15 protein-coding genes are annotated in these 18,436 nt (G+C 61.5%); 6 read left to right on the plus strand and 9 right to left on the minus strand.

What is annotated here, in order from left to right; all coding sequences use genetic code 11:
- The first annotated feature begins 5 nt into the window (after positions 1-5).
- Both GVI59_RS08835 and GVI59_RS08840 read left to right on the plus strand, forming a co-directional pair.
- Entirely contained in the window at positions 6-416 is a 411-nt protein-coding gene (locus tag GVI59_RS08835; RefSeq protein ID WP_173573913.1) for a ketosteroid isomerase-related protein, read from the plus strand.
- Between the two features lie 202 nt (positions 417-618).
- Entirely contained in the window at positions 619-1,707 is a 1,089-nt protein-coding gene (locus GVI59_RS08840) for a GlxA family transcriptional regulator (RefSeq protein ID WP_173573914.1), read from the plus strand.
- Between the two features lie 57 nt (positions 1,708-1,764).
- Here GVI59_RS08840 and sthA read toward each other — a convergent pair whose 3' ends face one another.
- Positions 1,765-3,249, minus strand: coding sequence for a Si-specific NAD(P)(+) transhydrogenase (gene sthA, locus GVI59_RS08845; protein WP_173573915.1), 1,485 nt, complete (start codon positions 3,247-3,249; stop codon positions 1,765-1,767).
- Between the two features lie 144 nt (positions 3,250-3,393).
- On the minus strand, positions 3,394-4,344 hold the full coding sequence (locus tag GVI59_RS08850; RefSeq protein WP_173573916.1) for a LysR family transcriptional regulator: 951 nt from the start codon (positions 4,342-4,344) through the stop codon (positions 3,394-3,396).
- Between the two features lie 120 nt (positions 4,345-4,464).
- On the opposite strand from GVI59_RS08850, the gene GVI59_RS08855 reads away from it, so the two are divergent.
- The 4 genes from GVI59_RS08855 to GVI59_RS08870 are packed head-to-tail and all read left to right on the plus strand — an operon-like array spanning position 4,465 to position 9,497.
- Positions 4,465-6,102, plus strand: a complete 1,638-nt coding sequence (locus tag GVI59_RS08855; RefSeq protein ID WP_173573917.1) for an MFS transporter — start codon at positions 4,465-4,467, stop codon at positions 6,100-6,102.
- Positions 6,103-6,119: 17 nt separating this feature from the next.
- A complete protein-coding gene (locus tag GVI59_RS08860; protein ID WP_173573918.1) occupies positions 6,120-7,196 on the plus strand; it encodes an HlyD family secretion protein in 1,077 nt (358 codons plus the stop codon).
- Complete coding sequence (locus GVI59_RS08865) at positions 7,183-8,754, plus strand: efflux transporter outer membrane subunit (RefSeq protein ID WP_242013030.1); 1,572 nt, start codon at positions 7,183-7,185, stop codon at positions 8,752-8,754. The genes GVI59_RS08860 and GVI59_RS08865 overlap by 14 nt, the downstream gene beginning before the upstream one ends.
- Positions 8,751-9,497 (plus strand): pirin family protein, encoded by a 747-nt coding sequence (locus GVI59_RS08870; protein WP_173573919.1) that lies wholly within the window; start codon positions 8,751-8,753, stop codon positions 9,495-9,497. The genes GVI59_RS08865 and GVI59_RS08870 overlap by 4 nt, the downstream gene beginning before the upstream one ends.
- Before the next feature lie 3 nt (positions 9,498-9,500).
- Here the strand turns inward: GVI59_RS08870 and fghA are convergent, their stop codons facing one another.
- From fghA to GVI59_RS08905, 7 genes are read right to left on the minus strand one after another with little or no spacing between them, the layout of a single operon-like run.
- Complete coding sequence (gene fghA, locus GVI59_RS08875) at positions 9,501-10,352, minus strand: S-formylglutathione hydrolase (protein WP_173573920.1); 852 nt, start codon at positions 10,350-10,352, stop codon at positions 9,501-9,503.
- Between the two features lie 10 nt (positions 10,353-10,362).
- Positions 10,363-11,475, minus strand: coding sequence for an S-(hydroxymethyl)glutathione dehydrogenase/class III alcohol dehydrogenase (locus GVI59_RS08880; protein WP_173573921.1), 1,113 nt, complete (start codon positions 11,473-11,475; stop codon positions 10,363-10,365).
- 36 nt (positions 11,476-11,511) lie between these two features.
- Positions 11,512-12,276: an electron transfer flavoprotein subunit beta gene (locus tag GVI59_RS08885; RefSeq protein ID WP_173573922.1), complete on the minus strand. Its 765-nt coding sequence runs from the start codon at positions 12,274-12,276 to the stop codon at positions 11,512-11,514.
- On the minus strand, positions 12,273-13,493 hold the full coding sequence (locus GVI59_RS08890) for an electron transfer flavoprotein subunit alpha/FixB family protein (RefSeq protein WP_173573923.1): 1,221 nt from the start codon (positions 13,491-13,493) through the stop codon (positions 12,273-12,275). Before GVI59_RS08890 ends, GVI59_RS08885 begins: the two co-directional genes overlap by 4 nt.
- Positions 13,490-15,385 (minus strand): DUF3483 domain-containing protein, encoded by a 1,896-nt coding sequence (locus GVI59_RS08895; protein ID WP_173573924.1) that lies wholly within the window; start codon positions 15,383-15,385, stop codon positions 13,490-13,492. The genes GVI59_RS08890 and GVI59_RS08895 overlap by 4 nt, the downstream gene beginning before the upstream one ends.
- Positions 15,386-15,387: 2 nt before the next feature.
- Positions 15,388-17,439, minus strand: a complete 2,052-nt coding sequence (locus GVI59_RS08900) for an FAD-dependent oxidoreductase (protein ID WP_173573925.1) — start codon at positions 17,437-17,439, stop codon at positions 15,388-15,390.
- Positions 17,436-18,434, minus strand: coding sequence for a GlxA family transcriptional regulator (locus GVI59_RS08905; RefSeq protein ID WP_173573926.1), 999 nt, complete (start codon positions 18,432-18,434; stop codon positions 17,436-17,438). Before GVI59_RS08905 ends, GVI59_RS08900 begins: the two co-directional genes overlap by 4 nt.
- Between the last annotated feature and the right edge of the window lie 2 nt (positions 18,435-18,436).

Below are 18,436 nucleotides of genomic sequence, written 5' to 3' on the forward strand. Positions count from 1 at the left end.
CTGTCATGACACAGGCCACGACCCGGGCTCTGATCGAGTCCTATTATGCAACTTTCAATGCTGGAAACCGCGATGACTTCCTTGCCTTGCTCGCTGACGACGTCATCCATGATATCAATCAGGGCGGAAGAGAAATCGGGAAAGAAGCGTTCCGCGCTTTTCTGGGGCGCATGGACCGCTGCTACAAGGAAACCATTGCCGACATCGCGGTGATGGTGAACGAGGACGGTACGCGCGCCGCCGCAGAGTTCATGGTGCATGGCGAATATCTTTCCACAGATGACGGACTGCCTGAAGCAAAGGGGCAGACCTATCTTCTGCCTGCCGGGGCGTTCTTCTCCGTGCATGACGGCAAGGTGTCGAGAATCTCCAACTACTATAATCTCCCGGAATGGGAACGTCAGGTTACAGCCTGACACGACAGGAAGGCGACACGCACTCTGTCAGGACCGTGCGTGTCGCCGTTCGAATGCACCTTGTCGTTTTTACAAAAGTCCGTCCGCACATAGCTTGCAGTTTGAAAAAGCAATTGTTGGCTGCTCTTTATTCGTTCTAAAGTCAGAACAAATAAACCGACGGCAGTCAGTCGTTCGGAATCTGAACGGCTGGAGGTGCAGTATGTTGCAACGGAAACAGTCGCTACCAACCGAGACACCGAGCCTGCGTGTCGGAATTATTCTGGCGGAGAATTTTACTCTGTCCGCCTTCTCACTGTTCATCGATCATCTGCGCCTCGCCGCTGACAAGGAAGACAAGAGCCGTCCCATCCTGTGCAGCTGGCAGATCATGAACAGCCGTCCCGAATCCATCCGCGCCAGTTGCGGGATTTCCGTCAGCCGGACGTCAGACCTGATCAATCCTGCCGAGTTTGACTATATCGCTGTCGTGGGCGGTCTGCTGCATGGGCGCAGACAGGTGGATGAAGCGGCCATACGTTATCTTCAGAAAGCAGCCGGTCTCGGCATACCGCTGATCGGTATCTGCACCGGCGCTTTCGTGCTGGCCCGGGCAGGCGTGATGAGTGGCCGCACCTGTTGTGTCAGCTGGTACCATCGGCAGGATTTTCTGGAAGAGTTTCCGGATCAGCAGGTCACCAGCGAGCAGATGTATCTGGTTGATGGCGACCGAATCACCTGTTCAGGCGGCGGTGGGACCGCTGAACTGGCCCTGCATCTCATCGAAAAACACCTGAGCCGTCCGCTGGCGCGCAAAGCCAGTCATATTCTGCTTCTGGACCGCCCCCGTCGTGGCGATACCCCGTCCCTTCAGCCTCACCCGCCGATCAGCGAAGACATTGAGCATGTGGTCGATCAGCGGGTCAGACGGGCGATGATGGAGATGGAGCAGAATATGATCGACCCGCTCCCGATCAGCTCCGTCGCCAAGCGGCTCGGTATTTCTTCGCGCCAGCTCGAAAGACTATTTCAGTCGGTTCTGGGTATCCGTCCTGCGGTTTTCTACCGAATGATCCGACTGCGCTATGCCCGGTCCCTTCTCTCTCAAGGGGAAATGTCGATCACTCAGGTCGCGATCGAAACCGGCTTTTCCGATTGCGCGCATTTTTCACGCCAGTTCAAAACCATGTTCGGTCATTCACCAAGCTCAGTGAAAGGGCGGAGCGAGCAGCCTCTGCTCTCCCTCTCTCCCCTTCTTGCCGATCTCAAATCCCGGGAACGTGCGGGAGTGAGATTGTTTGAATCCACGTGAGGTATGGAACTGATCATGCGAAAACCATGAGGTTTCGCATGATCGGCTCTCTCCGCCTTATTCCTTCTCCGCCGTTACTTTCTTTGTCCGACGCGGCGCTGATTCAGCGGGAGAAACAGCGGGCGGTTCCCCCTCCCCATCATGACGGGGCGTAATCCGGTTCCATACATCCAGAGCCGCACTTTTATAGGCTTCGGCAAAGGTTGGATAATTGAAGGTCGCCTCAATAAAATACTCGAAGCTTCCATCAAAGTTCAGAACAGCCTGACCAATATGGATCAGTTCGGTCGCAGCTTCTCCGACAATATGCACACCGAGAAGTCTGTGTGTTTCCAGACAGACGATGATTTTCAGAAAACCACCGCGTTCGCCCATGATCTGACCACGGGACGTTTCGCGGAAACGGGCAATTCCCGTTTCATAGGGAATCTTCTTTTTCCGGACTTCTTCCTCCGTCATCCCGACCATGGAGATTTCGGGAACCGAGTAGATTCCATAAGGAAAAAATTTTGGTGCGGGAGGCACAGGCTGACCACAGGCGTGACAGGCTGCAATCCGCCCCTGCTCCATGGATGTGGAAGCCAGAGCCGGGAAGCCGATCACATCGCCAGTCGCGTAGATACTGGGCACACTGGTCTGGAAAGTGACCGGATCAACTGCGAGGCGCCCGCGGTTATCCGCTTCCAGACCTGCCGCAGAGAGATTGAGACCCGCCGTCGCACCCTGCCTGCCGCCGGTATAAAGCAGCACGTCCGCACGCACTCTCCGTCCGCCTTCCAGAATGGCGACGGGCTGTTCGGCTTCAATCACAATCGACTCAAGCGCGCTCCCGAGACGGAAATTGACGCTCTGATCACGTAACTGATGAACGAACTCGTCCACCACCTCGTGATCGATGAAGTCGAGAATATGCTCACGCTGGTCGATGATGGTGACACGCACATCAAGAGCGCTGAAGATGGTGGCGTATTCAATCCCGATCACACCCGCGCCAACGACCGTCAGCGAACGCGGGATACGATCCAGACTGACCATCCCGTCACTGTCGATGACGCGTTTTCCATCAAACGGAATATTCTTCGGTCGATGCGGCACAGATCCCACCGCCACAACGATGGCTTTTCCGCTGACCCTGCGACGATTTTTGTCTTCACTTTCAATTTCGACTGTATGCGCATCCACAAATCTGGCGTCACCATATTCCACAGTAATGCCATTGCGCAGGAACTGATGTTCCAGGATATCAACCTCGTCCTGCAGGGTTTTGCCGAGACGCATATCCAGATCCTGCGCCCCGATGTCCTGTTTGACCCGGTAGTTGATCCCGTAGATCCCTCGCTCCCGCCAACCGGTCAGATTGAGCACCGTTTCCCGCAGGGTTTTTGATGGAATGGTCCCGGTATGGACGGAGACGCCGCCCAGTTGCCCGCGTCTGTCGATGATCAGTACGGACCGTCCGAATTTCGAGGCCTGAACGGCGGCGCGCCGACCTGAAGGTCCACTCCCGATGACGATCAGGTCATAATCAAACGATCCAGCCATGCGCTCTGTCCACCTGTTTTAAACATGACGCATAGCCGCATGAAGGGTTGCCGCCGCCAAATCAACAGATGGTGTAAAACGCTCTCGTGACAGGTCTGAACCATATGTCATCAGTCACTGCGTCGTGTGCTCTTCCCCCAGCGCTCAGGAGAAAGATAAACCGTTCACACGCTTTTCAGCCTCGCTCGTGAAAATGCCTCGGGAGACCCGGAACAGCGTCTCGCGCAGCCACCGATGCACCGGGTCCGTATCGCGCCGTGGATGCCACGCCTGAAACGCCTCGACATAGGGCAGAGACAGGGGGAACGCGAAAGCCGCCAGACCGAGCGCGTCCATGGAGATATGCTGCAACACAAGATCCGGGACCGCCAGAATGAGGTCCGTATCCTTCATGCTCTCGACCATGGCGTGATAATTCGGCACGACCATCACGATACGTCGGGTCAGTCCGTAATGGTCGCGCAACGCCCAGTCGATCGGGCCGCGCGCCCTGCCCCGTCGGGACACGCTGATATAGTCGTACAGCACCATACTCTGCGGCGTAACCGGCTCGGCCAGAATGGGATGGCCTTTCCGGACAAGTCCGTACATCTGGTGACGGAACAGGGTCTGCCTCCGGATTTCGGGCTTCATGCTGTCGGTCGCGCCAATATAAAGATCGATACTGTTGTGACGCAGAGGATCAGACGCCGGATCATCAACCTCCGGCGCGAAGACGATCTCGCACTTCGGGCATTCCTGACGTAGCGCGCGCAACAGAGGCAGGCCGAGCGCGGCGACGATCAGATCGTTGGCGCGGATGGTGAAGGTCGGCTCCATGTTGGCCAGATCGGCCATGACCTGCGTCTCGATCAGACTGTCCGCCGCCCGCACGACATCCTGCACACGGTCCAGAATACCGGCGGCGAAGGAGGACGCCGTCATCCGCCGCCCGGACTGAACAAGGATGGGATCGGAAAAAACAGTGCGCAGCTTGGCCAGATGACGGCTCATCGCCGGCTCGCTCACCTTGAGGCGACGCGCAGCGACCGAGACGCTTTCCTCCTCGATCAGCACCTGAAGGTAGCGTAGCAAATCAAGATCATAGCCTCGCATCCTTCCAGATATAGACTTCGTTCAGCGAAGCGACCAGCACTAACCATTCCGGAAAGTGGAATCATTACCTATCCGAAGTGAGGGTTTTCACCGGCGGTTTCCTGCTGATTATGCACCGCCATGACCATCGCAGCTTCCGCACCGGCAACCGGCGCGCCCGTCATCCATGCCGCGCCGCCGATGCCGTCCTACATCCCGCCGTTCGGCCTGCGGACCGTGATCGGCTGCCTCGGCATGCTGCTCGCGGTGCATGTGGCGGGATTCAACGAGCATGTCACCGAGATCGGCCTGTCCGACATTCGCGGCGCGATGCACATCGGCCACGATGAAGGCACGTGGGTCATCGCCATCTACGAGGCGTTCAACATCGCCGCCATGGCCTTCACGCCGTGGTTCTACATGACGTTCTCGATCTACCGATTCTCCATCTTCATGACGGCGATGCTGGCGCTGCTCTCCATCCCGGCCCCGTTCATGCCGGACGTCACATCGCTCTGCATCCTGCGCGCCTTTCAGGGACTCGCGGGCGGCTGCCTGCCGCCGGTGCTGATGACCGTCATGCTGAAATATCTGCCGCCACCCATCCGCGTGTTCGGCATCGGCGGCTACGCCATGAGCGCGACCTTCGGCCCGAATCTCGGCCTGCCGCTGGAGGCGTTCTGGTTCGAGCATGTCGGCTGGCACTGGCTGTACTGGGAGATCATCCCCACGGCGGCGCTCGCCATCGCCATGATGGCCTACGGCCTGCCGAAAGACCCGATGCATTTCGAGCGGTTCGAGAAGTTCAACTGGTTTGGCATTCTGGTCGGCCTGCCCGCCATCTGCTCGCTGGTCATCGTGCTGTATCAGGGCGACCGGCTGGACTGGTACCGCTCTCCCATCATCACCAACCTGACCTTCTGGGGTCTGGCCGCCTTCATCGTGTTCGTCATCAACGAGGCGTATCACCCCAGCCCGTATTTCCGCATCCAGTACTGGAAATCCCGCAACATTCAGGCGTCGCTTCTGTCGTTGGTCGGTATCCTCGCCATCTGTTCCATCATGGGCGAAATCCCGGCGACCTATCTGGAAGCGGTGCGCGGCTACCGGCCCATTCAGGCAGCCCCGGTCTCGCTGGTTGTAGCCCTGCCGCAGCTCATCATGCTGCCGCTGATCGCCGCCATCTGTAACAGCCGCAAGGTGGACTGCCGCTTCGTGCTGGCGGGCGGGATGCTCTGCCTCGCAGGGTCGGCATACCTTGGCACCTGGCTGACGGTGGACTGGGTGCGCGACAATTTCTACCTGCCGCAGATCCTTCAGGTCTTCGGCCAGCCCATGACCGTCATCCCCACGCTGATGCTGGCGACGATGGCCATGGGACCGGCGGACGGTCCCTTCATCTCCGGCATGGTGAACATGCTCAAGGGACTGGCCAACGCCGTCGCCTTCGCGCTGTTCTCCGCCTCCACGCGCCGACGCGAACAGTATCACTCGACCATGCTGCTCGATCACCACGGCACGCACGGTCTCGCCCTGCAGGGCATGGGCGACCCGATCAACCAGCAGCTATCGGTCACGTCGCCGGACAGCGCCCATGTCGCCCGCAATTCGCTTCAGGTCTTCCACACCTATGTGCATGAGCAGGCGCTCGTACTGGCGCTGAACGACATCTATTACGTGCTGATCTGGGTCTGCCTCGGTTACGCCGTCATGAATCTCATCCTGCCGCACCGCGTCTATCCGCCGCGTGCCCCTTCACCCAACGCTCCAGCCCGCTGAATCCGGAAACAGCCGTCATGATCTATAAAAAACCCCTTCTCTATGCCGGATGCGCGGCCGTGGTGCTGGCCTGCGTCGCATGGGGCGGAACACGCTTCGTCAACGGCGACGGGATCAACCAGTACACCAACGACGCCTATGTCACCGCCGACTTCACAACCGTCGCGCCCAAGGTCGCCGGACGCATCGACCGCGTGATCGCGCAGGACAACGAACAGGTCCGCGCGGGCGAGGAACTCGCCCATATCGAGGATGACGATTACCGCGCCGCCCTCGACGTGGCGAAGGGCAATGTGATGGCCGCGCAGGGCGACGTGACCAATCTGGAAGCGGAACTGGCCCGGCAGGACTCCGTGATCGCCGAGGCCCGTGCTGCGGTTCTCGCCGATCAGGCCAACCTGCTGTTCGCACGCCAGAACACCGCCCGTTATCGCAACCTGTCGGCTGGCGGTGCGGGCACCATCGAGCAGAAACAGTCTTCCGAAGCCCATGAGAAGGAAGAACAGGCCGCCATCGCCCGCGATCAGGCTGGCGTTGACGCCGCCATCCGGCAGATCGCCGTTCTCAAGGGACAGCTTGAACGGGCACGCGGCGTTCTGCTCCGGGCACAGGGCGATGAGAAACAGGCCGAACTGAACCTGTCCTACTGCACCATTCCTGCCCCGGTTGACGGCGTGGTCGGCGAGCGTGGCGTGCGCGTGGGCGCCTACGTCCATCCGGGCACCGGCATCCTCGCCGTGGTGCCGACACAGGCGGCCTATGTGCTGGCGAACTTTCAGGAAACCCAGCTGACGAAAGTCCAGACCGGACAACGCGCCACCATCTGGGTCGATACGTTCCCCAACCATCCGCTGAAAGCGCATGTGGACTCCCTTGCCCCCGCGACGGGCGTGGCCTTCGCACCGATCCAGCCTGACAACGCCACCGGCAACTTCACCAAGGTCGTGCAGCGTATCCCGGTCAAGCTGACCTTCGACGCCGACCAGCCGCTCGCCGCCAAGGTGCGTGTCGGCATGTCGGTTGAAGTGAACATCGACACCAGCTCGAAGCCGGAAGGCCCACATGCCGGAGATGACCGCTATGTCTGGCGTTAAGTTCTCTGGCGCTCATCCGTTGCGACAGGCCCTGTTTTCCGGTCCCACGTTTCTGGCTGTGACGCTGCTGGCTCTGGCGGGATGCACGGTCGGACCGGACTTTCACAAGCCGCAGGTGGCCACGCCGGAGAAATGGCGCGATCCGCTGCCCGCCGCCGAAAGCCGGGTCACGACCGCGTCCACCGATCCGGCCTGGTGGAAGCTGTTCAACGACCCGATCCTGACCCGTCTGGAAAACGACGTCGCGGCCTCGAACCTCGACCTGAAAGCCGCCTCATTCCGGCTGGCGGAAAGCACGGCGGAACGCCGCATCGCCAGCGCCGCGCAGTTTCCGCACATGGAAGCCAACGGCTCCTATGCCCGCGAACGCGCCAGCACGAACGGTATCCTCGGCCTGATGGGCACGATGGAGCGGGCGGAGGCCGGAAGCATTGCGAGCGGCACACAGGGGTTCGGTCCGGCCGCATTGCCCGGCGGCGTCGGCAATCCATCCTTCAATCTGCCGCAATACGGTCTGAACGCATCGTGGGAAGTCGATCTCTGGGGCCATGTCCGCAGGCAGGTCGAAGCCGCGACGGCCGCCATGCACGGCACTCAGGAAATGCAGCGCGACGTGCTGGTCTCGCTGATGGCGGAGACAGCGCAGAACTATATCGATCTGCGCGCTACACAGTCGCAGATCGATATCCTGAACCACAATATCGACATCGCCCGTCACAGTGTGCAACTGACGACGCTGCGGTTCGATCAGGGCGCGGCGACACGACTGGATGTGGCCGAGGCGACCGGGCAGCTTCACAGCTTTGAATCCCGCCTGTCGCCGCTGAAAAGTCAGGAAATCCATCTGCTCAATGCGCTGAGTTTCCTTGTGGCGCGGGAACCGGGCGCTCTGAATGCGGAACTGGGCAGGCCCGCCGCTGTCCCGCCCGTCCCGGCGGAAGTGCCTGCTGGCCTGCCCTCGGAACTGGCCGAACGACGCCCCGATATCCGCATGGCTTCCGAGCGTCTGCATGCCGCGACAGCGAATATCGGTGTCGCCATCGCTGATTTCTTTCCGCGTGTCACCCTGTCCGGCAGTCTGGATGTGCAGGCGCTTCAGTTCAGCGGACTGGGCTCATGGGCGTCCCGGCAATATGGCTTTGGTCCGACCGCCACGCTGCCGATCTTTGAGGGCGGCCGTCTGACAGGACAGCTTCGTCTGAGAAAGGCGCAGCAGCAGGAAGCCGCGACACTCTTCCAGCGCACCACCCTGAAGGCGTGGCAGGAAATTGACGACGCCATGGCTGCTTTCACCGCCGCCCAGAACCAGCGCGACCGGCTGGCGGAAGCGGTGCATGAAAACGAGATCGCTGTGCAGACAGCGAAAGCACAGTATGTTGAAGGATCTTCGGACTTCCTGAACGTCCTGACCGTGCAGAATGCGCTTCTGGCCTCCCAGAGCGCTCTGGTCGATGCGACGGCGCGCGTGGCGGTCTCTGTCACCCATCTTTACCGTGCGCTCGGAGGAGGCTGGGAAACCATCTACCCGGCGGCAGCCAACAGGAAAATGCCCGCATGAACGCAGCCAGAATGACCGTCCGGCGGTCTGAATCACTTGGCAAAGCGCATTCCGGCGGCATGACGCTCCGATGCCACTTCGCCTTTGCGGACTGGCAGGACGCCGCGCATATTCATGAAGGCAGTCTGCGCGCCGTGAACCTCCTGTCGCTGCCTTCGGGAGAGCGTTACCAAATCGGACCTGAATCCAACGTGGAGATCCTTACATGGGTCGAGCGTGGATCACTGACCGCCAGAATTGATGATTTTTCTTCTGAAAATCTGAAACCGGGTGATCTGCACCTTGCCAGCACCGGTCAGGGATGCGCCTCTCTCGACTGGAGCGCTGAACAGGGTGCTGCGGACTGCCTGCAGTTCTGGCTGCTTCCGGATCAGAACAACAGTGAGCCGACTCAGGAAGTCCGGCGTGCCTTCCCTGAAACGCAGGACGGCGCTTTCCGAATCCTTGCCTCCGGTTTTCCGGAAGATGATCCCGAAGAAGGAGAGACCGTTGCGGACGGCTCCCCGATTGCCCTGCAAACCCGCGCCCGTCTGTTAAGAGCAACTCTTCCGACCAATGAAGGCGCTGTCTACCAGACAACGCCGGGGCGCGATCTTTATCTGATCGTCGTCTCGGGGCATGTCACGATCAACAACACTGTCCTGTTGCAGAGAGATGCAGCCGCTTTTGAAAACTGTGAAACCTTCACGGTCATCGCGCAGGAAAAATCCGTCCTGTTACTGACGGATGTTCCTGCGATCTGACCGTCAGACCCCTTTCAGGATCTTCGCGTGGTGGTTCATGTGATCTTCGATAAAGGTCTGAATGAACCAGTAGGAATGATCATATCCGGCATGACGGCGCAGCGTCAGCTTCTGCCCTGCGCCCTTTGCCGCTTCTTCCAGATGCCAGGGCTGTAGTTCGCGCTCAAGGAACTGATCTCCGTCGCCCTGATCCACAAGGATCGTCGTCGGGTGCGTGTGACCGGCCTTGATGAGCAGAGTGGCGTCATGTTTCGCCCATACCGCCCTGTCCGGTCCGAGATAGGCGGTGAAAGCCTTCTCACCCCACGGCACAGCGGCAGGATGCACGATCGGCGCGAACGCCGAAACGGACTTCCATTTCTCCGGCGCACGGAGCGCATGGACCAGCGCGCCATGACCACCCATCGAGTGACCGCAGATGCTCTGTCGTGTCGCATCAACCGGGAACTGGCTCGCAACCAGCTTCGGCAGTTCCTCGCTGATGAACGTGCCCATGCGATAATGCGCGCGCCAGGGTGTCTGCGTGGCGTCCAGATAGAAACCGGCCCCTACACCCAGATCCCAGCTGTCCGTCTCACCCGGCACATTCGCGCCACGCGGAGACGTATCGCACGCCACCAGCGCGATACCGTGCTTTGCCGCGAAGCGAACGATGTTCGACTTGATCAGGAATGTATCCTGCGTGCAGGTCAGTCCCGCCAGCAGGTAAAGCACGGGAACCGGCTTTTCCTTGTTCGCGCCTTCAGGAATGAAGACGCCGAAGGTGGTCGGAAGCCCGAGGGCCTCCGACTGGACCGTGTAGAAGCCGAGTGCGCCCCCGCAGCAGACGTGTTTGGATGCTGTTGTCAGGGTCATGTCCTGCTCCTCAGTATTCGACGACAGTGCGGATGCTCTCGCCACGCGTCATCATGTCGAAGCCTTCGTTGATTTTCTCAAGCGGCAGCTTGTGCGTGATGAGATCATCGATATTGATGCGGTTTTCCATGTACCAGTCAACAATTTTCGGCACATCGGTCCGACCGCGCGCGCCACCGAACGCCGAACCGATCCAGCGACGACCCGTGACAAGCTGGAACGGACGGGTGCTGATCTCCTGCCCGGCACCGGCGACGCCGATGACCGTGGACACACCCCAGCCACGATGGGCGCACTCAAGAGCCTGACGCATGAGGGTCGTGTTGCCGACACACTCGAAGGTGTAATCAGCGCCGCCGCCCGTCAGCTCGATGATACGGCCAACGACGTCACCATCCGGCAGATCCTTCGGATTGACGAAGTGCGTCATGCCGAACTTGCGGGCCATTTCCTCACGGGCCGGGTTGATGTCCACGCCGATGATCTTCTCGGCGCCCACCAGCTTCGCGCCCTGAATCACGTTCAGGCCGATGCCACCGAGGCCGAACACGGCGACCGTGGAGTTAGGCTCAACCTTGGCGGTGAAGATGACCGCGCCAATACCCGTCGTCACGCCACAGCCGATGTAGCAGATCGTATCGAACGGCGCGTCTTCACGCACCTTCGCCAGTGCGATTTCCGGCAGAACCGTAAAGTTCGCGAAGGTCGAGCAGCCCATGTAATGATGGATCGGCTGGCCCTTGAAGGAGAAGCGCGAGGTGCCGTCCGGCATCAGGCCCTTGCCCTGCGTCGCGCGGATTGAGGTGCAGAGGTTGGTCTTCTGCGACAGGCAGGATTTACATTCACGACATTCCGGCGTGTAGAGCGGAATGACATGATCGCCCGGCTTCAGGTGCTTCACGCCTGCGCCGACTTCACGAACGATGCCAGCGCCTTCATGGCCGAGAATGGCGGGGAACAGGCCCTCCGGGTCAGCGCCGGAAAGGGTGAACTTGTCCGTGTGGCACAGGCCGGTCGCCTTGATCTCGACCAGCACTTCACCCTCGCGCGGGCCTTCGAGCTGGACCGTCTCGATCTCCAGTGGCTTGCCGGCTTCAAACGCTACCGCAGCTCTTACGTCCATTGCGCTATTCTCTTTCTTTCTCTGTTACTTCAATGATCAGGCTTCGGGGGCCTGACCGGCATTGGGCAGAACACCCAGAGCACGCAGATGCGCGACAATCGCACGCGCAGCCTCGTGCGGATCGGGATCGACCATAAGCTGGCCGCCTCCGCTGTCCTTCGATGCGCCCGAAATCAGTTTCGGCCGCCTGCGATAGGGACGAAGCGTGCCTGCCTCTTCCTCAGCAGAAACAGGGTGAACCGTAACGACCTCTTCGTCCACCCACGTTTCCCGCTGACGGGCAAACACAAAAGCGGGAACGCACCGAGCTGTCTCCGGAACGGTGACGACACAGGGAAGCGTCACCGAAACAGGTTTGACCGCTCCTCTGGCACGGAACTGCGCGAGGGCAAGCTGCCCCGGAGAAGTCTGTTCCATGGGCGCGCCAATATCCGTGGCGATGGGCCAGCCAAGAGCCTGCGCGAGTTGATACGGCAAAAGGCCCGTGTCACTGCCACCACGACCGCGTGCAGCGGCCAGCACGAGATCCGGCTCACCATCAGCAAACAGGGCATGGGTTTTCACCACCCCGGCCAGAGCCTGCACGGGATCGGCCCCTCCCCCTTTCAGGCAGAGGATATGGGTCAGGCCATAACCACCATATTCGGTCAGAACCGGGCTGGCCGGTCCGGCATGCAGGCCGATCATCTGTGTGACGCCAAGTTCGTGCGCAAGCCCGATGGCGCGGATTTCCCCCGGCACAGGCGCAGGACGCCCCGACACGGGATCAATCCCGGCGGACAGAAGAATAACCGCTTTCATGCGCCCTTCTCCCCATATTCGGCGGCGAGAACCTCACACAGCGCGAGCATGACGGTCTGCGCATCGGCAATGATGGCGAGACCGGCACGGGCCACCATCGCTGCGTGAAGGTCGGTGTTGACCGCCACGACGTGCTCCACACGCCCGAGCCCCTGAAGATGCTGCGGCGCTCCGGCAATGCCCAGCGCGACATAGCACTGCGCGTCGAGGATCGTGCCGGACGCCCCCACCTGCGTGGAGCGCGGCATGTCGCCATTGTCGCACACTACGCGGCTCGCGCCGGGTGTTGCGTGCAGGGCGCGTACGGTCGCGCGGAAACTGGCGAAATCCGTCACACCCCGTCCCGCCGACACCACAAACGGCGCATCCCCGAGATTCATGGTGGCCGGATCGGCTGAAATGACTGCGCCCACCGTCATGTTTGCAGACGCAGGGATCGGCTCTTCAACCGTTTCCTCCAGCGGCAGGATTTCGTGCGCGTCGCCTTCCCATGCTGGCACACGATCGGGCGCAAGCGTCATCAGAGCGGCGAGGCCACCGACCCACTCCTGACGCCCTGCGCCACAGGGGCGAATGACCTGTTTCGGCCCCAGCACCTCGATGCCCGGCAGCAGGCCAAGGCCGGTGCGGGCCGCAAGACGCCGCGCCATGTCCGCGCCTTCCTCACTTTCCGGCAGGAGGACGTGACGTGGCGACAGCGCATCCATCACGGCGACAAGTTCCGCCACCCGCGTATCAGGATCGGAACCACCGGAAAGCGGCACAAAACGATCCGACCCTGCCACACCAAGCGATGCCTCATCGACAGTCTCACCGACGACCACGACCGCACCACCTCCGGCATCCGCCAGCTTGCGGGCCGCGCCCAGCACCTGACGATCCGACCGGTCGAGCCGACCATCAGGCAGATCAGGCACAACGATGATAAAAAACTCTGGCTGCTCGACACGGACTTTCTTCGCGACAGGCGTAGTTGAAGCGACACTTCCCGCCATCTGACCGACAAGCCCGGACCGCACCAGACGCGCCCGACCATCCCGCCCCGTCGTCAGAAGCCGCTGCCGTTCCGCGCGTGGATCACGCCGCAGACGACCGGACGGCGACGTCATCGGCCCATCCGGCGTGGCGCTCATGTCGTAACGCAGCCGTCCGTTTCCCGGCACAAGACGGGCCGCCCGTTCGGCGCGAGGGTCCCGACGGAGACGGAGCGCGCTCATGCGGGCACCACCGCTTCCAGCACGAGTTCGGCGATGTCCTTCACTTCGGGGCGCGGCTCCGGCACGCCTTCCAGCATGGCGGTGCAGCCGGGGCATCCGACCGCGACAATCGCAGCACCGACTTCGGAAGCCTGCCCCATGCGGATGTCGGGAATACGCAGCTCGGCATCGACATCGCTGACCGGATTGCCACCACCACCGCCACAGCACATGGACTGCTTGCCGTGGCGCTCCATCTCGACGGTCGTCTTGCAGGCCGCCGCCAGCAGGCGACGGGGCGCATCGAATTCGCCGTTGTAGCGGCCCAGATAGCAGGGGTCATGATAGGCGACGGACGGCAGATCACGCGCATCGAGTTTCAGACGCCCGGCACTTACCAGTTCGTCGAGGAACGTCGTGTGATGCACCACCTCCCACTTACCGCCGAGTGCGGGATATTCATTTTTCAGCACGTTCAGCGCATGCGGATCGGCGGTGACAATCCGCTGGAAACGGCGGCTGTTCAGTGTGCCGATCACTTCCGTGGCCAGCCCCTGAAAGGTCGCCTCATCACCCAGACGACGCGCCAGATCGCCGCAATCCGGTTCGGCTTCGCCCAGAATGGCGAACTTCACACCCGCCAGACGCAGCAGTTTCACGAGCGCGCGCAGCGTGCGGGCGTAACGCAGTTCGTACGCGCCATCACCCAGCCACAGCAGCACGTCCGTCTCATCCTCTTCGGTGAGGACCGGAACATTCTCGCCCGCCAGCCCATCCGCACGAGCGGACAGCGGACGCCCTCCGGACTCACCTGTGTCACGCAGGCGGCGCAGCGCATCGGCGGCGCCGGGGCGCACTTCACCCAGCATCAGCGTCTGACCACGCCGGAGATCGACGATGGCGTCCACATGTTCGATCATCATCGGGCATTGCTCGACGCATGAACGACAGGTGGTGCAGGCCCACAGCGTATCGGGATGGATCATCGCGTCCGCACCGATGATCGCGCTGGTCATGCTCCCCTTGCCCGCCGTCGGCGGTGCGTGCGGCGCGGGCGAGCCGGTATAGGCGCTGACGTCCTCACTACGGGCGGACAGGGCCAGCCCTTGAATGAGCGCCTTCGGGTTCAGTCTCTGCCCGGCGGCGAAGGCGGGGCAATGCTGTTCACACCGCCCGCACTCAATGCACGCATCAAAAGATGCAAGGATATTCCACGCGAAATCACCGGGAACAAGCGTGCCGAGCGTGGGAGCCGCGAGATCAAGCGGGCGCAGATCGGTGCTGCGACCGCCGCCGAACCGTTCCGGTCGGGAATGGGCCGCCAGCCATGTCACACCGGAGAACGCATGCCGCATCGGGCCGCGCGCCACCTGCACGACCAGTCCCGCGCCACCGCCCACCATCATGGCGAGCGGCACCCACGCAACGCCCGATTTTTCCGGGATGGCGACATGCACCAGCGCCACAAGAGCGCCACCGAGATTCCACGCCAGCAGAGCGTCAGGCAGCCACAGGAACCGACCACCAGAGAGCCAGGACGGCTTCCTCGGATTGCGGCGTTTCCAGACAAGATACGTGCCGCCAATAGCCGTGACGAAGAACACGCCGACACCGCCCCAGTAAAGGCGGCTTTCACGCAGCGCGGGAATTACACCGGCCGCGAGAGCCACCGACCCGGCCAGCGTTCCGCCCGCAACCAGCGCATGCATCGGGGCTGCGCCCTTGCGACGCTCCACCGCATGGTGGACATCCACCAGATAGCGCTGCGGAACCGTAGCCAGACCCCTGATCATGTCCTTCGGGCTGGCTTTTCCTTTACGCCAGCGCCGGACCATCGGCACAGCGGAGGCCGCAAGCGCGCCAGCCATACCCCAGACCAGTCCGGATGCGAGGAGACCTGTCCTCCCGCCCACGCTCAGAAATCCTTGCAGAGACGGAGCGCGTCGTAGAGCGCCGCATGAATGTTGCGTCCGGCCACGGCGTCCCCAATGCGGAACAGCGCGTATTCCCCGCTTTTCAGTCCTTCGACAGCGGGCTGCGTCCGCCCCTGCAGAAGCGTCGGAAGATCGGTCTGCCCGTGATTGGTGGAGCCTTCCTTCAGTTCCATGTAGAGCGCGTCACGCGGAAGAGTGCCGCATTCGACAATGACATGATCGACAAGGCGCTCTTCTTCCGTGTCCGTCATGGTGTTGCGCAGCACGGCGACCAGACGGTTGCCTTCCCGTGAGACCTCGCGCAACTCCATGTTGGGCGACATGACCACGCCCAGTTTGTACATCTCCCGCAGATGGATCGGCTGGTTGGTCGTGCCGACCTCCTGCGCGATCAGACGGTCATGTGTCGCCATCTCCACGAGGCAACCGTGCGTCGCCATGACTTCCGCAACGGACGCGGCATTGTGCTGACCCATTTCGTCAAACAGCAGAACACTGCCTGAAGGATTAACGGTACCGGACAGCACATCCGCCGTGGTGTGAATAAGATCAGCGCCTTCAAATTCACCGCGCCATGCGCTGCCGCCGGTGGCGACAATGACGATATCCGGCTTTTCCAGACGCACCATTTCGGCGGTCGCCTCCGTGCCTGTGCGCACATCGACGCCCAGCTTGCGCACCTGCCCGTCCAGCCAGCGCACGATCCCGGTCAGCGCCTCGCGCCATGTCGCCTTCGCGGCAAGATTGACCTGTCCGCCGGTCTCATTCTCGCGCTCGAACAGCACGACACTATGGCCACGCAACGCGCAGACGCGGGCGGCTTCCAGTCCGGCCACGCCCCCACCGATGATGGCGACCCTGTGCTTCGCGCCCGTCGTCGGCTGAACGTCGTGCGGCATGGTCGCTTCACGACCAGTCGCGGCGTTTTGCAGACAGAGCGCATCGCCGCCGACATAGATCCGGTCGATGCAGTATCCCGCTCCGACGCACTGGCGAATATCGTCGGCACGTCCTGCTGCCAGCTTGTTCACGATATGCGGGTCCGCAATATGGGCGCGGGTCATGGCGACCATATCGATATGACCTTCCGCAATGGCGCGCGCGGCGGTCGCCACGTCCATGATGCGCTGGGCATGAAACACCGGCACATCGGCTTCACGCTTGATGGCGCTGGCGAGATGCAGGAATGGCGCAACAGGAAAGGACATGTTCGGCAGGCTGACGGCGTGCGACATCTCGTCACGCGCCTGACCACCGATGACGTTGACGAAATCCACCAGCCCACGCGCTGCGTAATCGGTGGCGATCGTCAGGCAATCCTGCTGGGACAGGCCATTCTGCAACATCTCGTTGCCCGACATCCGCATGCCGACGACAAAGTCCTCGCCCACCGCCTCGCGGATGGCTGTCAGGACCTCGATGCCGAACCGCATGCGGTTTTCAAGCGAGCCGCCATACTCGTCGACGCGGTCATTCGCGGAAGGGCTCCAGAACTGGTCGAGCAGATGACCATGAGCGCCGGAGATCTCCAGCCCGTCCAGACCGCCTTTCCTGCAACGCAATGCGGCGTCGGCAAAAGCCCTGACCACACGACGGATATCCTCGATTTCCATTTCTTTCGGCATGGAGCGGGAGGCCGGTTCACGGCGCGGGGATGGTCCGATGACCGGCAGCCACGCATCGGTATCCCAGCGTGTGCGCCGCCCCATATGGGTGATCTGGATCATCAGTTTCGCGCCGTGCCCGTGCACACGGTCCGAGAACTGCTGAAAGAACGGAATCACGCTGTCATCAACAACGGAAACCTGATTCCACGGCGTCGCCGGGCTGTCATGATCGACCGAGGAAGAGCCGCCGAACATGGTCAGGCCGATGCCGCCCTTCGCCTTCTCGGCGTGATAGAGCTGATACCGTTCCTGCGGCTTGCCGTCCTTGCCATAGCCCGGCGCATGGCTCGTGCTCATGACCCGGTTGCGGATCACCATGTTTCTGATCCGCAGAGGCTTGAACAGGGCTTCGATATTGGAGCTCATGCGGACATATCCATGGTTGAAGTCTGTCTGGGGGAGCCTTCTTTCCGCCGTCGTTCATCACGTGGCGGGCAACCGAAGCGGCTGCGATAGGCTGAACTGAAATGCGAACTGGACACAAAGCCGCAGGCTGTTCCGATATCGGTGACCGACATCGTCGTCTGACGGAGCAGACGACGGGCGCGCTCCAGACGCACTCCGACGAGATAGGCCGCTGGCGTGACGCCTGCGTGACGGCGAAAGATCCGCTCCAGCTGCCGCACGGAAAGATGCGCGGCCCCGGCGATCTCTTCGATCCGCAGCGGCCGGTCACTCTCCCGCTCGATCAGGCTCAGCGCCCGGGCCATCGCTTCCGGTGTTCCCGGAGGAACGGGCACAGGCTGGCGCTCATCGCCCGACCGGTCGCGTTCCAGAAGAAACTGCGTGGAGATTTCATTGACCCGCGACATCCCGTAACGGGAGGCGATGATCTTCAGCATCATGTCGAGCGGCGCGAGACCGCCCGTGCAGGTCAGTCGATTGCGATCAATGACGAAGAAGTCGTCCGTGATGTCGATTTCGGGAAATTCCTCGCGGATCGAAGGGAGATTTTCCCAATGTATGGCGCAGCGATAACCCCGAAGCAGACCCGCTTCCGCAAGCGCGAAGGTGCCAGTGCACAACGCCCCGAGCACGATACCCTGACGGGCCTGCTGCCGCAGCCATGTCAGCAATGCGGCCCCTGTCGCTGCACGGATATCAACGCCACCACAGACAAAGACAACGTCAAAGCGAGGCGATGTTTTGACGGAATGCGTCGGCGCAAGCGATAGACCGTTGCTGGACAAAACGGGTTCCCCATCCAGCGACAGCACGGACCAGGCATAGACTTCCTCGCCTGCCAGCCTGTTGGCCATCCGCAGCGCCTCGATGGCGTTACTCACGGCGATCATCGAATAGCCTGACAGAGTCAGAAAACCGAAACGCTGGAAGCTGCTGAGATCAGGCGAAACAGACATCG

The sequence above is a fragment of the Acetobacter sicerae genome (assembly GCF_011516765.1).
Taxonomy (GTDB): domain Bacteria; phylum Pseudomonadota; class Alphaproteobacteria; order Acetobacterales; family Acetobacteraceae; genus Acetobacter; species Acetobacter sicerae.

Excerpts from the sequence above, each read along its gene's own strand:
- fghA (WP_173573920.1), bottom strand. The coding sequence starts at position 10,352 with ATGACCCTGACAACAGCATCCAAACACGTCTGCTGCGGGGGCGCACTC.
- GVI59_RS08860 (WP_173573918.1), top strand. The coding sequence starts at position 6,120 with ATGATCTATAAAAAACCCCTTCTCTATGCCGGATGCGCGGCCGTGGTG.
- GVI59_RS08880 (WP_173573921.1), bottom strand. The coding sequence starts at position 11,475 with ATGGACGTAAGAGCTGCGGTAGCGTTTGAAGCCGGCAAGCCACTGGAG.
- GVI59_RS08900 (WP_173573925.1), bottom strand. The coding sequence starts at position 17,439 with ATGAGCTCCAATATCGAAGCCCTGTTCAAGCCTCTGCGGATCAGAAAC.
- GVI59_RS08885 (WP_173573922.1), bottom strand. The coding sequence starts at position 12,276 with ATGAAAGCGGTTATTCTTCTGTCCGCCGGGATTGATCCCGTGTCGGGG.
- GVI59_RS08840 (WP_173573914.1), top strand. The coding sequence starts at position 619 with ATGTTGCAACGGAAACAGTCGCTACCAACCGAGACACCGAGCCTGCGT.
- GVI59_RS08890 (WP_173573923.1), bottom strand. The coding sequence starts at position 13,493 with ATGAGCGCGCTCCGTCTCCGTCGGGACCCTCGCGCCGAACGGGCGGCC.
- GVI59_RS08855 (WP_173573917.1), top strand. The coding sequence starts at position 4,465 with ATGACCATCGCAGCTTCCGCACCGGCAACCGGCGCGCCCGTCATCCAT.
- GVI59_RS08870 (WP_173573919.1), top strand. The coding sequence starts at position 8,751 with ATGAACGCAGCCAGAATGACCGTCCGGCGGTCTGAATCACTTGGCAAA.
- GVI59_RS08905 (WP_173573926.1), bottom strand. The coding sequence starts at position 18,434 with ATGTCTGTTTCGCCTGATCTCAGCAGCTTCCAGCGTTTCGGTTTTCTG.
- GVI59_RS08850 (WP_173573916.1), bottom strand. The coding sequence starts at position 4,344 with ATGCGAGGCTATGATCTTGATTTGCTACGCTACCTTCAGGTGCTGATC.
- GVI59_RS08865 (WP_242013030.1), top strand. The coding sequence starts at position 7,183 with ATGTCTGGCGTTAAGTTCTCTGGCGCTCATCCGTTGCGACAGGCCCTG.
- sthA (WP_173573915.1), bottom strand. The coding sequence starts at position 3,249 with ATGGCTGGATCGTTTGATTATGACCTGATCGTCATCGGGAGTGGACCT.
- GVI59_RS08835 (WP_173573913.1), top strand. The coding sequence starts at position 6 with ATGACACAGGCCACGACCCGGGCTCTGATCGAGTCCTATTATGCAACT.